Source organism: Sphingobacterium spiritivorum (genome assembly GCF_016725325.1).
GTDB lineage: Bacteria > Bacteroidota > Bacteroidia > Sphingobacteriales > Sphingobacteriaceae > Sphingobacterium.
Genome location: NZ_CP068083.1, coordinates 2,956,090 through 2,970,173, shown reverse-complemented (window position 1 = coordinate 2,970,173; position 14,084 = coordinate 2,956,090). Strand labels below are relative to the sequence as shown.

The following is a 14,084-nucleotide window of genomic DNA, read 5'->3' as shown; positions in this document are numbered from 1 at the left end:
GTTCATCCACGACCTTCATAAAATACTAAAGGCCTGTCTTTATCAGACAGGCCTTTAGTATATATTGTAATAAGAACCTTATTATTCGTTAATAGCTTTTACACCCGGAAGTTCTTTTCCTTCCATATATTCTAACAAAGCTCCACCACCTGTACTTACATAGCTTACATGCTCTGTCATTTTGAATTTAGATACCGCTGCAGCCGAATCACCACCTCCGATAAGAGAGAAGGCGCCTCTTTCTGTTGCCGCTACTACTGCATCTGCAACCGCTTTTGTACCTTTAGCGAAAGTATCCATTTCAAATACGCCCATAGGTCCGTTCCATAAAATAGTTTTAGAAGCAGAGATAATCTCAGCAAAATGCTCTCCTGATTCTTTACCGATATCCAATCCCATTTTATCAGCAGGGATTTGATCATTTGACCCATCGTATACTTCTGCATCATTAGCGAATCTGTCAGCAATCTGACTATCTGTAGGAAGTACCAGATTGACGCCTTTTTCTTCGGCTTTTTTGACCAGATGATTAGCCAGATCCAGTTTATCCAGCTCCACCAGTGACTGACCAATTTCTCCGCCTCTTGCTTTCACAAAAGTATAGGCCATACCACCGCCAATAATCAGGTTATCAACCTTTTCTAATAAAGCTTCAATCAATTCCAGCTTATCAGATACTTTTGCTCCCCCCATGATCGCCGTAAAAGGACGTTCAGGATGATTTAATACTTTCTCTGCATTCTGCACTTCAGCAGCCATCAGATATCCGAAATATTTATTACCCGGGAAGAATTGAGCAATAACAGCTGTTGAGGCATGTGCACGGTGTGCTGTTCCGAAAGCATCATTTACATATACATCACCCAATTTGGATAACTTTTCTGCAAAAGCGACATCACCTTTTTCTTCCTCTTTATAAAAGCGAAGATTTTCCAGCAATAAAACTTCACCTGACTTCAAAGAGGCAGCTTTATCTACAGCTTCCTGACCAATACAATCCGCAGCAAACTGTACATCCACACCTAATACTTTAGAAAGATGGGAAACAATATGTTTTAATGAATATTTATCTGTAGGTCCTTCTTTTGGTCTTCCCAAATGAGACATTAAGATCACAGATCCACCATCTTTTAATATCTTTTTGATCGTTGGAGCTGCCCCCTGGATACGGTTATCATCTGTAATATTAAATTGATCGTCCAAAGGAACGTTAAAATCTACACGGATTAAGGCTTTCTTGCCTGAGAAATTCAAATCGTCAATCGTTTTCATGATATTTTTAAAACTTAAATTTTGAGCGTCGAATCTGTTTGATTCAAGTTGAGGGAATAAATATATAAAAAAGGGAGTGTTTCTTAAAAAAATATACTCCCTTTTTATCAAAATATTAGTGAACCTCAATCGAATACGGCAATTTGGCCATAATACCCGATTGTTGGGTTACTGATTTTAGTTCCTGAATGTATCGATACTGATCACCCAACTGATCTTTCATATACCAGACACTGATCTTCTCTTTGGATGTCGACAGAATAGAGGAGAATGGATCTTTAAGTGAAGGGTATTTTACCACTTTATAATCCTTTAACTTGGCCATCTTGGCAGCAGAACGGACAGCATCTCTAATGCTTCCAATACGATCTACCAGTCCGATTCCGACAGCCTGCTCACCTGTCCACACCCTTCCTTGTCCGATACTATCTACATTCGCTACTGACAATTTACGTCCTTCAGCTACTTTTTTGGTAAATGAACCATAGGTTTTATTCACTTCCAGCTGAATAATATTTCGCTCTTCCGCTGTCAATGGACGATCAGGAGCAGACATCAGATCAGCATATGTACCGGTTTTGACACCATCAAAATGAATTCCCAGTTTATCATTCAGCAAACCTTTGAAGTTAGGAATAAGCCCGAATACACCTATAGAACCGGTAATTGTATTCTTTTCTGCAAAGATTGAATCAGCTGCAGCCGAGATATAATAGCCTCCCGAAGCAGCATAGTCACCCATAGAAACGACGATAGGTTTTACCTTTTTAGTCAAAACAACCTCTCTCCAGATCACATCTGACGCTAGAGCACTTCCTCCGGGCGAATTCACACGGAAAACCACCGCCTTCACACGATCATCTTCTCTTAATTTACGTAATTCACGTGAAACCTTATCTGAAGCAATCTGACCGCTTTCTCCTTCACCTGATACGATATCCCCTTCCGCATACAATACAGCGACACGTCCTTCTCCTTCAGAAGTACTGGAATTAGCACGATAATCAAGAATGGAAACAGTTGAGAAATCTTTCTTTTTATCTTTAATATTCAATCTTTTCTTTACTTCTTCTATCAATTCATCTTTATACAGCACTGCATCAACCAACTTCAAGCTGACAGCATCCTCTGCATCACGTACCGCATATCGATCCGCGATAGAACGCAAAGAGTCTACCGGAATCTTACGACTCGCAGACACGTTATCCAGAAATGTGGTATACAAACTACCTAAATAAGATTCAACCTGAAGACGGTTGGGCTGACTCATTCCATTTAACATAAAAGGTTCTACAGCACTTTTGTATGTACCAACTTTGACAACCTGCATATCAACTCCCAACTTATCCAAAGCATCCTTCATAAACATGATCGAAGTACTCAATCCCCTGAAATCAAGACTTCCTTCCGGATTTAAATAAATTTTATCCGCCACAGAAGCCAGGTAATACGCTTTTTGTGTGTATCCTTCACTGTAGGACACAATAAATTTTTTGGACGCCTTAAAGTCTATCAGTGCATCCCGGATTTCCTGTAAAGTTGCAAAACCTGTATTTACACCGGATATATTCAAATAAATTCCCTTAATTTTGCTATCAGTCTTTGCGGATTGAATACGTTCCAGAATATCGTCCAGTCCCAGGGTTTTCGTTGTACCAAGTCCCGGAATGTCGACACCTTCAAGCGGATTCGTTTCACTCCGCTCTTTTATTTCATGATTCAATGTAATATAAAGAACAGAGTTATCGGCAACAACCGGAGCAGCATCAGTAGAAGCACTGCTGATCAAAGATCCTATTATCCCGGCAATGACAATAAAAAGAATAACCGTTGCAATGACAATACCGGTAATAGTCGCCAGTACATATTTTAAAAATGATTTCATGTTTGTGCGTATATAATTTGAATTAACTTTCGTAAGCAGTCATAAATGTAAATCAATAAATTATTTAATACAATATATTATACAAGTAAATCAAAATATAGTTTTTATAAATGAATCAGACATATCTGCTATTGGGAGCTAACCTGGGAGAACCTCTTGTGATGCTGGCAGAAGCGCGCATACAGATTGAACATCATATCGGCAGGCTGACCAGTCTATCGGGTTTGTATGAAAGTGAAGCATGGGGTCTTGAGGATCAGCCAAATTTTATCAATCAGGTAATAAAGGTGGAGACTATGCTTTCACCGGATGATCTCTTAAAACAAACTCAAAAGATCGAAACCAAGCTGGGCAGGATACGTCATGAAAAATGGGGTGCACGTATTATAGATATTGATATTCTATACTATAACAACAGTTGCATACATCAGGAAAACCTGATAATCCCGCACCCTTACATTCAGGAAAGAAATTTTGTATTGGCACCTTTAACGGAGATTGCAGCAGATTTTGAACATCCTGTATTGCATAAAACTAATTTAGTATTATTTCAAAACTGCAAAGACTCTTTATTTGTTAACATCCTTAAATAAATAGATTATGTATAACCTAATTGATCCAAGCCTAATCTCGTCTACGATGATGGACAACAGTGATATTATACGTGAGTTTATAACACTGTATGTGGCTCAGACTCCTCTGGATGAAGAAGCATTAAGGACTGCGATAAAGAATAATAATCTGAATGAAATAGCAAGCAAGGCTCATCATATCAAGCCAACAATGGAATACATAGGTGCATTTGCCTTAAAAGACAGAATTGTTAAGATAGAATCCTTAGCAAAACAAAATGCCGATATCGATCTGATAAAAGATGAATTTACATTGCTGGAAAAGCAACTACAGGATTTGTACGGTGAATTGCAACACTATCTGAACTCCTTAAGTTAGCCTTTGTCCTGTTGCGGCGTACGGAAGTGAATAATAGAGAATATAATATAGAATAGAAGAATAAACGGAATAGCCAGAAACTTCAATATGGCCAGCAACACGACACTCAGAATCAGAAACAGATATTTAAACTGGTTAGCTTTCCAACTTAGAGAAGATAATTTCATCGAAAAAAGTCGAAGTTCGGAAACTAACAGCGCACTGGATAGCGCCACTGTAATTAAAAGGAATACATTATTCATAATGATCTCTGGATAGATCTGCGCAATAAACGGCAAAGAAATAATATAAAAGGTATTCATTGGTGTATTCAGGCCAATAAAATCTGTAGACTGACGTTCATCCACATTAAATTTTGCCAATCTTAGACCTGAGAATACTGTCATCACAAATGCCAGATAAGGTAGCAAAGACATTTCTGTATTGATTTCCTTTAATAAAAAGTAGATCACGGCTCCGGGTAAAAAGCCAAAACTAATCATGTCTGCCAGAGAATCTAACTCCTTACCGATAGTTGACTTGACATGTAAAGCTCTTGCAGCCATACCATCAAAGAAATCACATACTCCAGAAAATAAAACACAGTAAAAGGTATATTGAAATTCTCCCTTAAGAGCAAAAAGTACCCCCACACATCCACTAAAAAGATTCAGGCAGGTCAACGTATTCGGAATGTATTTTTTCATGTAGTATATAACTAAAAAAGCCATCTCTGAAAGATCACAATCTTCAAAGATGGCTTAAAATTATACATTTTAAATGGTTTTACCCATTCATACTGATCAAAAACTCTTCATTAGACATCGTACCTCTCATCTGAGCAAGCAAGAATTCCATTGCTTCATTGGAGTTCATATCCGCAAGGTGATTACGTAACACCCAGACACGCTGTAAAGTATCTTTATCAGACAACAGATCGTCACGACGAGTACTTGAAGCTGTAAGGTCAATAGCAGGGAAGACACGTTTGTTCGCCAATTTGCGATCCAACTGTAATTCCATGTTACCTGTACCTTTAAATTCTTCAAAGATAACCTCATCCATTTTAGATCCTGTCTCTGTAAGCGCTGTTGCCAGAATCGTCAATGAACCACCGTTTTCAATGTTACGGGCAGCACCAAAGAAACGTTTTGGTTTGTGTAAAGCATTTGCATCCACACCACCTGATAGAATCTTACCGGATGCAGGTGCTACAGTATTATAAGCACGTGCCAGACGAGTGATTGAATCCAACAGGATCACCACATCATGTCCGCACTCTACCATACGTTTTGCTTTTTCCAATACGATATTTGCAATCTTAACGTGACGGTCAGCAGGTTCATCAAATGTAGAAGCAACGACTTCTGCGCGAACACTTCTGGCCATATCTGTCACCTCTTCCGGACGCTCATCAATCAATAGAATAATAAGGTATACTTCAGGGTGATTTTTGGCAATTGCATTTGCGACCTCTTTCAGGAGGTTTGTTTTACCTGTTTTAGGTTGAGCGACGATAAGACCGCGCTGACCTTTACCAATTGGCGTAAACAGATCCATAATACGGGTTGAATAATTATTCGCACCCATATTCAGGTTCAAACGTTCTGTTGGAAACAATGGAGTCAGGTAATCAAAAGGTACACGATCCCGCACTTCAGCCGGGTTCTGTCCGTTGATAGCCTCTACCCGTACTAACGGGAAATATTTTTCACCTTCTTTCGGAGGACGTATGCTGCCGCGGACAGTATCACCTGTTTTCAAACCAAAAAGTTTGATCTGAGATTGTGAAACATATATATCGTCTGGAGAAGTTAGGTAGTTATAATCAGAGGAGCGCAGGAAACCGTATCCGTCAGGCATAATTTCAAGGACACCTTCATTTACAATCACATTATCGAAATCCGTAGGTACAACAGCGGCTTCAGTTTTTGCAGGAGCAGCTTTAGGTACAGCTGTAACCTTTGTTTCTTCAGTAGCTTCTGTCGTTTTCTCAGGATGTTCTTGAGTCTCAACATCGTCATCAGATCTTCTTCTGATCGTTACAGGCTCTGTTTTTACAGTGCGGGTACGGCGTCTTGGTCTTTCAGATGCATCATCTTGGATAGAAGAAGGCTCTGAAGAGGCAGCTTCAGCATTGTTTTCATCTCCGGTCTGGATAATTCTATCAATGAGTTCCTGCTTTCTTAATTTATCGGCATCTTCTATACCAATAGCTTTGGCAATCTCGCGCAATTCGGAAACGAGCTTTGCATTCAATTCATTAACATCCATTAATTTTTATATGTATTATAAGATATAGGATTTTTTACTTAACATGAAAACTATTCATTTAGTTTTAACAATTTCAACTTATGCCGTATCTGTTAAAATGCTTGGCTTCCAGAACTAAGTGAATTCTTTCAGGCCAGAAACGAATAATTTTTGAGAACAGCCACAAAGAAAAACATAAGTATTCTAATTTCAAAGAAAAATTGAAAAAAAAACCAAATTACAAGAATCTTCTGTTAAGTAAATCGTTTTACTAAATACTTTAACGTAACTTTTTTGGTTAAATTATGGAGATTTGTTTTGAATTCTTTGTATGTTAGCTGTCTTATTTAAAATCACCTTTCATGAAAGAAAACGAAATTAAAACTAATTACCCTGCCCTGTATACGTTGGTAGTGGTATTCTTTTTCTGGGGTTTCATTGCTGCTGGAAACAGTGTTTTCATTCCTTTTTGTAAAAACTATTTCCATTTAGATCAATTTCAATCTCAGCTAATTGACTTTGCATTTTACACGGCTTATTACATTGGCGCTTTGCTGTTATTCATTTTCAGCACAGTAAAAGGTAAAGATCTCGTTGGACATTGGGGATACAAGAAAAGTATTGTCTATGGATTACTTTTTTCTGCACTTGGTGCAGGGGCTATGATCGTTGCTGTAGAAGTAAACTTGTATGTGGGAATGTTACTTGGGTTATTTACGGTTGCTTTGGGTTTTTCCTTGCAACAGACCGCAGCCAACCCGTTTGCTGTACTTTTAGGCGACCCTAAAACAGGTTCTTCACGCGTAAACCTTGGGGGAGGAATCAATTCATTCGGGACGACAATCGGTCCTTTGGTTATTGGATTCGCACTTTTCGGAACATTCGAAACAATCTCTGACAGTGAGATTGCAAATCTGCCTTTAGATAAAGTCATCATTCTGTATATAGGAGTTGGCTTATTATTTGTTTTGGCAGCAGCGTTATTCCATTTCTCTAAAAAAGTACCTGCGGGTATCAGTGATGAGCCAATGGAAAAAGCAAGCAAGGCATTGACAACACTGATCATTATGACCATCTTGTTGTTTGCTATGTTTGCACCTGTATTCTTAAGCTACAAAAGCGATGAAGCAATCCAGCTTGAAGCATTGCGTGAACAACTCAAAACATTGACAGATTCCTCTGCTATTGATCAGCTAAAGGCACAAATTGCTGAAATATCACATCCTCTGGAAAAAACAAGAATGATGTGGCTGGCAGGTGCATTTATAGTTGTTGTAGGCGGTTTGTTATACTCTAATCTGAGTGCTAAGAAAAATGCAGAGGGATGGGGAGCAATGAAATATCCTCAATTGGTATTAGGAATGCTGGCTTTATTCTTATATGTAGGTGTAGAAGTTGCAATTGGAAGTAATCTGGGAGAGTTATTGACACTGAAAGAATTCGGAAGTCTTCAATCCTCACAGATCACACCTTATGTATCTATGTACTGGGGGAGTATGATGATCGGACGATGGGCCGGAGCGATCAGTGCATTTAAACTGGCAAAATCGACGAAACAATTATTATTGATTATAGTTCCGTTTATAGCTTTCTCCGTTATTATAGGTGTCAACACATTAGCAGGATTTGAGATGTCACATCTTTACTTCTACGCAGTATGTATTGCGATTCAGATCATAGCATTCTTCCTGAGTAAAGAAAAGCCTGTTCGTACATTGATTATCTTTGGATTATTCGGAATCGGTGCGATGCTGACAGGCCTGTTGACATCAGGAGTTGTAGCTATTTATGCTTTCCTTGCAGGCGGACTTGCATGTTCTATTATGTGGTCGTCTATTTTCAGTTTATCGATCGTTGGATTAGGCAAGTATACGGCTCAGGGTTCTGCATTCCTGGTAATGATGATCCTGGGCGGTGGTGTAATCCCTCCTATTCAGGGAAAATTAGCTGACATTATCGGCATCCATAATTCTTATATTTTACCACTATTCGGTTTTGTATATATTGTCATATTTGCCATTATGGTGAGAGGATTCTTAAAGAAACAAGGAATCAATATTGATGAAATAGAAGCTGAAGGAGGTCACTAATTCAGTAAAAACCGACAGACTAATTGTATTTAGTACACTATTGAATAAAATTGTGACGAAATTCACAAACGCCGTTTACAGCATTGTAAACGGCGTTTTTTATTAAAAAGTAATGATCAACTCATTATTATTCAAAATAAACAATCTAAATATTATTGTTTTATGCATAAAAAACGTATTTTCGGAGAGATAAACATATCATTTTATTAAGAGAAACAACAAACAAACAATATAAACACAAATTAACTTCATACATAATGATTATAATTGCTGACGGAGGATCTACCAAGACAAACTGGTGTTTGTTAGATGATTCCAACAAGAAAATTTACTTTAATACTGAAGGATACAATCCATACTTTGTGGATAGTGAATACATCGTTAATTCATTAAAAAAAGGACTTCCTCTTGACTTACCATTTGACAAAATCTCTGAAGTAAACTATTACGGAGCAGGAGTTCACAACCAGGAGAAAGCACAAATCGTAGTCAATGCGATAAAACAGGTTTTCCCTAATTCTAAAGTTGAAGTTGGACACGATCTGCTTGCAGCAGCAAGAGCACTGTTAGGTACAGAATCCGGTTTTGCAGCTATTTTAGGTACAGGTACCAACAGCTGTATATATGATGGTGAAGAGATTACAAAAAACATTGATTCCGGTGCCTATATATTAGGAGATGAGGGAAGCGGAAGCTATATCGGTAAAAAACTACTGATAGATTATATCCGTGATCTTATGCCTGCAGATGTAAAGAAAGTATTTTATGAAACCTACAAGCTGTTACCTGATGAAATTATGGACAGCGTATATACTAAGCCGTTAGCGAACCGTTTCTGTGCAAGTTTCAGCAAATTCGTATATGACAACAATGTCAATATTCAATATACCCGCAAAATTGTAGAAGATTCTTTCGAGGCTTTCTTCAGCAATCTGGTAAGCAAATACCCTGACTACCAAAGCTATACATTCAATTGTATTGGTTCTGTAGGCTACAACTTCCGCAATGTACTGGAAGAAAAAGCTGGTCACTACGGAATGAAAGTAGGAAAAATCCTTCGTTCGCCAATCGATGATCTGGTACAGTTCCACATGAACCGTGCAGCTAAGAAATAAACATTAGAATTAAACATAAAAAAACCGGAAAATCAATTTTCCGGTTTTTTTTATGTTGTACGCTTTTGTACATGCTGTACTAAAGTGTTAATGACTCTCCGATTCCCGGCAATGACAATTGCAGTCCGGCTTCACTAAACTTCCGCTTCGCTTCCTCTACATCAATTGTAATCGGTGGAAACGTGTTATAATGAATACCGACAATATGTTTACAGTTGATAAACTGAGCTGCCTTTACAGCATCCTCTACATCCATAGTATAATGACCTCCTATCGGTAAAAATGCCCAGTCCAGCTGCAGATCTTCCAATAGTTTCATATCATATGTTAACGCTGTATCTCCGGCAAAATAGATTTTTTTGCCTCCTGCAAAAAACACATAACCGACAGGCCAGCCGCCATATGCTCCGTCCGGTGTACTGTTGGTATGAATAGCAATCACCATCTTGGCTTTTCCAAAAGTAGTCTCAATGGTACCTCCGAGATTGAACTCCACAACTTTATCGTCCGAAACACCCTGTTTTCTTACCCACGCAGCTGTTTCCACAACTGTAGCAACTGTAGCATTGCTATTCTTTTGCACCGTCAGCAGGTCAGCCACATGATCCTGATGTGCGTGACTGACAAATATATATTCAGGATGAAGCGCATTTACATCCACATGTTCCGCAATCGGATTATATGTAATAAAAGGATCTAATAATACCTGATGCCCGTCAAAATCAAATAACACACAGGATTGTCCGTAATAAGTAACTTTCATATAGCCTGTTGTTTTATTTATTGAACAAATTACCCAATCCGCCAAAACCACCCAACATATCCTGAGCAGAAGCCTGCATTTCGGATTGACTGACATTTTCGGCCTGTACAAGGGCTTTATTCAGTGCGACGATCAAAAGTTCCTCCAACTCTTCCTTGTCTGCATTATCCAGAAAAACAGGATCAATAGTGATCTCTCTGATTTCCTTATTTGCTGTGGCCACCACTTTGATCACGCCCCCTTCTGCTTCGCCGAAAACAGAAATATTATCCAGTCTCTTTTTAATCTCTTGTGCCTTTTGTTGGGCTTCGAAAAGTTTATCAAACATATCTTTATATATTTATTTAGCTGTTTTGAAGATGCAATTTACAAAATACAGCGCTGAAATAACAAATTTACTTCTGTCAAACCAATGGAATTAGGTAGTTATCCTGATCCTTATTACCTTTGCAGCATGCTTGAATATAAAAACGCACTGATTGATGAACTGGTAGAAAAATTAAATCTCCAACAGATCAGCATGGAACCTGCACTCGTACAATCCGCCCAGAATATAGCTTCCTTTGAAGACCTCAAATTGTTTATTGAACGGTTCACACATATGCATACGCCCAGCAGTAATCTTGCAGAAGAACTGGAAGAAGAGGTAGATATATTGGTTCACAAGCTAAAATTTATACCGACAGAGACTCGCCCAAAAGTGCTCTTACTTGAAAATATAGACCCTGCCTCCCCTCTTCAGTCTGCACTGATATCAGAAAGCATTCGTATCGCAGGTGGAGTACCATTAGATATTCAGCAATATAAAGACGCTGATATGCTCCTGATTAAGCAGGACGAATTTTTACTGTACGGACAATTACCTCAGTTTATTCAACAGGAAGAATGGAACAGTATTCCTGCTATTAAGAATAATAAAATCTACATTATCAAAAAAGATGATTTCGCAAATGTACCGGGCAAAGACTATTTACTGGAACTGGAAATACTGGCAGAGATCATCCAGCCCAAATATTTTATTTTTGGTCATCAGGGCATTGACTGGGTCAACTTTGATTTAGGATAAAAACACAACAGGCATTCCGGATGGAATGCCTGTTGTGTTTTTATATGATCCGTTATGTTATTTAGATAAATTTCTTACGGAGTATAGCGTACAATTTTTCTACTGTCTGCGGTTTATCACTCCAGCCATTTTTCAAGGCATAGTTTGTTTGCAAAAATGCATCCGCTTCTGCCAGATTATCAAACCTGTTTAATAGTTCTATAGCTTCACTGTAAGCCAGGCTATATCCGTTAAACAAGTCTTTGATAAATAACAGTTTATCATTGAGACTGACTGCAGATTTCAGGTCACTAATTCTTTCTGTACCATTTTGCGAAGTTTGAAAAATATTACCTTGTCCTAATCCTGCTTTCTTCTGTTGAGAAATCAGCTCGTTCAGAGTCAATGGTCTGGAAGGTTTTTCTTCTATGGACTCTTCTACTACAATTGCTTTCTCTTCAATAACAACCGTATTCACGACAGGCTCAGCAACAGGCTGCTCGTTAACAGGCTCTGGCTGTTGCACAGGTGTTGTTGAAACCGGTTCCGGCTGAACGGGAGCTGCTGCCGGCGCGGAAAAGGAAACCGGCGTTTCAAATCGAATGCTTTCCTGTACAGGCTGCTCTTCGGTTTTATCGGTTACTAATTCTTCCGGCTCACTCTGCTTTACAGGGACCTCTTCTTTTTCAGTATTATAGTGATGATATTGTTCTGTCTCATCTGCTTTTGTATCTTCTTCTATTGTATCCCCTTCGATTGTATCTTCTTCTATTGCTTCTTCCTGTATACGGGTTTCCTCCTGCACCACATTGGTTACCTCCGGTATATCCTCCACAATCTCTTCCTGTACAGGCTGTTCATCTACCTCTTCATTTTCGACCTGAGAGGAAGGTGTAAAATAGGTTTCAAAAGGAACTTTCTCTACCTCCTGATTGACTTTATAGGTATCAGCATCCTCTTCCACTGGTTGCTGGTTGTTCACCGCAGTCTCCTGCAGGTTTAATGTTTTTAAAATATTAATATGATCCGCCAGAAATCTGGCTTTAGCTTCTAACAGTGAAATTTCAATCAAGTCACAGTTTTCATGCTCACTGCATGTAGCATATTGATCATTTAGTTCTAAAAGTAGATCGCCGATTTTAGCGAAGATGTCTTGTTTTGTTGCTGCCATCCTGATATTTTTTCTGTTATGTTTTTATACAAACGAAGGAATGAACAATTAGAAATTCAAGTAATTGATAATTACCAATTTCGGAAAGACTCTCTAATTGTCTATGTCAAATCTAACATTTTATTTCGATATTAGCGTCCTGTAATATCGGTTAAACGTCAATATTCTAACGTTTTTCAAGCCCTTATATTTTATAATTTCGACACATATTTTTTTAAGAGATGTTATTTTCTGAACATAATTTTGGAGCGCGGAGAGCGACCTACGGAAGTATTGAGGTGATATGCGGATCAATGTTTTCCGGTAAAACAGAAGAACTGATCAGAAGACTTAAAAGAGCGCAGTTTGCAAAACTGAATGTAGAGATTTTTAAACCGTCTGTAGACATCCGTTATGATGAACAGCGGGTAGTGTCACATGACCAGAATAGCATCTCCTCTACTCCTGTTTCTAATTCTTCAGCGATCTTATTACTCAGTGCAGACACCCGTGTTGTTGGAATAGATGAAGCTCAGTTTTTTGATGATGAACTGCCTAATGTATGTGTACAATTAGCAAACAAAGGATTACGTGTCATTGTGGCAGGATTGGATATGGATTTTAAAGGAAAACCCTTCGGCCCTATCCCTGCTCTCATGGCTATAGCAGAACACGTGACAAAAGTTCATGCTGTATGTGTCCGGTGTGGTGCTCCTGCAAATTATTCTTACCGTTTGACGGATAATGATAAACAGGTTTTATTAGGAGAAAAAGAGAGTTATGAGCCCAGATGTCGTTCCTGCTATTACAATCTGGGGTAAGTGTTAAAATTAACAAAACATTAACATTGAATTAATATTGAAAAATGATTTTGGCAAACTATTTGTAATATACCTTATATAGCAAATAAGATAGCTTAGTAATAAGCGACAAAATACTTTTCATAATTTAGGTTTATAATTGGTTAGTTAGCGACTTCTGCCCCACAGGAGTCGCTTCTTTTTTTTGTACAGGACAAAAAAAACCGGAACAATAATTCCGGTTCTCTTATTTCTTATATATCCTTACAATTGTGCTGTAATGGACTTATCTAAGGGATTTACTGCTGAACGGTAACGATGAACCAATTTTCCGTTTTCATCGATAAGGAATTTTTCAAAATTCCATTTGATCTCTCCTTTGAAATCCGGATTCTCCTGATTAGTCAGAAATTTAAACAAGGGATCGATCTGATCTCCTTTGACATCTACCTTTTCTGAAAGTGTAAAAGTCACGCCAAAATTCTTTTCGCAAAAGTCCTGAATTTCTTCATTGGAACCGGGCTCCTGACCACCAAAGTTATTTGCAGGAAAACCTATAACCACTACTTTATCACCATATTGCTCTGAGAGTGCCTGAAGATCTTTATATTGTTTGGTAAACCCACACTTGGAAGCTGTATTGACAATCAGAATCTTTTTTCCTTTATAATCCGAAAGATTGATCGTCTTGCCTTCCATATCTTTAAAACTGTAATCATACACGGTAGGGGTATTCGTAATCATCGACATACACACCATTAAAGTCATTAGAATCATAGTT

At 38.3% G+C, this 14,084-nt stretch carries 14 protein-coding genes; 6 read left to right on the top strand and 8 right to left on the bottom strand.

Annotated elements, in window-relative coordinates:
• Positions 1-81 precede the first annotated feature (81 nt).
• Together I6J02_RS12380 and sppA are read right to left on the bottom strand one after the other, a co-directional pair.
• Positions 82-1,272: a phosphoglycerate kinase gene (locus I6J02_RS12380; protein ID WP_201678201.1), complete on the bottom strand. Its 1,191-nt coding sequence runs from the start codon at positions 1,270-1,272 to the stop codon at positions 82-84.
• 115 nt (positions 1,273-1,387) lie between these two features.
• Positions 1,388-3,157, bottom strand: coding sequence for a signal peptide peptidase SppA (gene sppA / locus I6J02_RS12375; protein WP_201678200.1), 1,770 nt, complete (start codon positions 3,155-3,157; stop codon positions 1,388-1,390).
• Between the two features lie 110 nt (positions 3,158-3,267).
• On the opposite strand from sppA, the gene folK reads away from it, so the two are divergent.
• Together folK and I6J02_RS12365 are read left to right on the top strand one after the other, a co-directional pair.
• Complete coding sequence (folK, locus tag I6J02_RS12370; protein WP_201678199.1) at positions 3,268-3,750, top strand: 2-amino-4-hydroxy-6-hydroxymethyldihydropteridine diphosphokinase; 483 nt, start codon at positions 3,268-3,270, stop codon at positions 3,748-3,750.
• A gap of 7 nt (positions 3,751-3,757) precedes the next feature.
• Positions 3,758-4,108 (top strand): Hpt domain-containing protein, encoded by a 351-nt coding sequence (locus I6J02_RS12365; RefSeq protein WP_236581848.1) that lies wholly within the window; start codon positions 3,758-3,760, stop codon positions 4,106-4,108.
• Here I6J02_RS12365 and I6J02_RS12360 read toward each other — a convergent pair.
• Together I6J02_RS12360 and rho are read right to left on the bottom strand one after the other, a co-directional pair.
• Entirely contained in the window at positions 4,105-4,794 is a 690-nt protein-coding gene (locus I6J02_RS12360; protein ID WP_317191820.1) for a CDP-alcohol phosphatidyltransferase family protein, read from the bottom strand. The two genes, I6J02_RS12365 and I6J02_RS12360, sit on opposite strands and share 4 nt — an antisense overlap.
• 79 nt (positions 4,795-4,873) lie before the next feature.
• The gene (gene rho / locus I6J02_RS12355; protein ID WP_201678197.1) at positions 4,874-6,361 is read right to left on the bottom strand and encodes a transcription termination factor Rho; all 1,488 of its coding nucleotides are present in this window, start codon (positions 6,359-6,361) and stop codon (positions 4,874-4,876) included.
• Positions 6,362-6,702: 341 nt separating this feature from the next.
• Here rho and I6J02_RS12350 point away from each other — a divergent pair, with 341 nt between their 5' ends.
• Together I6J02_RS12350 and I6J02_RS12345 are read left to right on the top strand one after the other, a co-directional pair.
• Positions 6,703-8,430 carry an MFS transporter gene (locus tag I6J02_RS12350; protein WP_201678196.1) on the top strand — a complete coding sequence of 576 codons (1,728 nt, stop codon included), beginning with the start codon at positions 6,703-6,705 and terminating at the stop codon, positions 8,428-8,430.
• A 257-nt stretch (positions 8,431-8,687) separates the two neighbouring features.
• Entirely contained in the window at positions 8,688-9,545 is an 858-nt protein-coding gene (locus I6J02_RS12345; protein ID WP_201678195.1) for an N-acetylglucosamine kinase, read from the top strand.
• Positions 9,546-9,624: 79 nt separating this feature from the next.
• On the opposite strand, the gene I6J02_RS12340 is transcribed toward I6J02_RS12345, so the two are convergent.
• On the bottom strand, positions 9,625-10,308 hold the full coding sequence (locus tag I6J02_RS12340; protein WP_201678194.1) for a metal-dependent hydrolase: 684 nt from the start codon (positions 10,306-10,308) through the stop codon (positions 9,625-9,627).
• A gap of 13 nt (positions 10,309-10,321) precedes the next feature.
• Positions 10,322-10,636 carry a YbaB/EbfC family nucleoid-associated protein gene (locus tag I6J02_RS12335; protein WP_002999491.1) on the bottom strand — a complete coding sequence of 105 codons (315 nt, stop codon included), beginning with the start codon at positions 10,634-10,636 and terminating at the stop codon, positions 10,322-10,324.
• Between the two features lie 84 nt (positions 10,637-10,720).
• On the opposite strand from I6J02_RS12335, the gene I6J02_RS12330 reads away from it, so the two are divergent.
• Positions 10,721-11,374: an ABC transporter substrate-binding protein gene (locus I6J02_RS12330; protein ID WP_236581847.1), complete on the top strand. Its 654-nt coding sequence runs from the start codon at positions 10,721-10,723 to the stop codon at positions 11,372-11,374.
• A gap of 61 nt (positions 11,375-11,435) precedes the next feature.
• On the opposite strand, the gene I6J02_RS12325 is transcribed toward I6J02_RS12330, so the two are convergent.
• Positions 11,436-12,524: a hypothetical protein gene (locus tag I6J02_RS12325; protein ID WP_201678193.1), complete on the bottom strand. Its 1,089-nt coding sequence runs from the start codon at positions 12,522-12,524 to the stop codon at positions 11,436-11,438.
• 221 nt (positions 12,525-12,745) lie between these two features.
• On the opposite strand from I6J02_RS12325, the gene I6J02_RS12320 reads away from it, so the two are divergent.
• Entirely contained in the window at positions 12,746-13,324 is a 579-nt protein-coding gene (locus I6J02_RS12320; RefSeq protein WP_201678192.1) for a thymidine kinase, read from the top strand.
• 243 nt (positions 13,325-13,567) lie between these two features.
• Here the strand turns inward: I6J02_RS12320 and I6J02_RS12315 are convergent, their stop codons facing one another.
• A complete protein-coding gene (locus I6J02_RS12315; protein ID WP_201678191.1) occupies positions 13,568-14,080 on the bottom strand; it encodes a glutathione peroxidase in 513 nt (170 codons plus the stop codon).
• Between the last annotated feature and the right edge of the window lie 4 nt (positions 14,081-14,084).

Excerpts from the sequence above, each read along its gene's own strand:
- I6J02_RS12325 (WP_201678193.1), bottom strand. The coding sequence starts at position 12,524 with ATGGCAGCAACAAAACAAGACATCTTCGCTAAAATCGGCGATCTACTT.
- I6J02_RS12350 (WP_201678196.1), top strand. The coding sequence starts at position 6,703 with ATGAAAGAAAACGAAATTAAAACTAATTACCCTGCCCTGTATACGTTG.
- I6J02_RS12320 (WP_201678192.1), top strand. The coding sequence starts at position 12,746 with ATGTTATTTTCTGAACATAATTTTGGAGCGCGGAGAGCGACCTACGGA.
- I6J02_RS12345 (WP_201678195.1), top strand. The coding sequence starts at position 8,688 with ATGATTATAATTGCTGACGGAGGATCTACCAAGACAAACTGGTGTTTG.
- I6J02_RS12365 (WP_236581848.1), top strand. The coding sequence starts at position 3,758 with ATGTATAACCTAATTGATCCAAGCCTAATCTCGTCTACGATGATGGAC.
- I6J02_RS12330 (WP_236581847.1), top strand. The coding sequence starts at position 10,721 with ATGGAATTAGGTAGTTATCCTGATCCTTATTACCTTTGCAGCATGCTT.
- sppA (WP_201678200.1), bottom strand. The coding sequence starts at position 3,157 with ATGAAATCATTTTTAAAATATGTACTGGCGACTATTACCGGTATTGTC.
- I6J02_RS12340 (WP_201678194.1), bottom strand. The coding sequence starts at position 10,308 with ATGAAAGTTACTTATTACGGACAATCCTGTGTGTTATTTGATTTTGAC.
- rho (WP_201678197.1), bottom strand. The coding sequence starts at position 6,361 with ATGGATGTTAATGAATTGAATGCAAAGCTCGTTTCCGAATTGCGCGAG.
- folK (WP_201678199.1), top strand. The coding sequence starts at position 3,268 with ATGAATCAGACATATCTGCTATTGGGAGCTAACCTGGGAGAACCTCTT.
- I6J02_RS12335 (WP_002999491.1), bottom strand. The coding sequence starts at position 10,636 with ATGTTTGATAAACTTTTCGAAGCCCAACAAAAGGCACAAGAGATTAAA.
- I6J02_RS12360 (WP_317191820.1), bottom strand. The coding sequence starts at position 4,794 with ATGAAAAAATACATTCCGAATACGTTGACCTGCCTGAATCTTTTTAGT.
- I6J02_RS12315 (WP_201678191.1), bottom strand. The coding sequence starts at position 14,080 with ATGATTCTAATGACTTTAATGGTGTGTATGTCGATGATTACGAATACC.
- I6J02_RS12380 (WP_201678201.1), bottom strand. The coding sequence starts at position 1,272 with ATGAAAACGATTGACGATTTGAATTTCTCAGGCAAGAAAGCCTTAATC.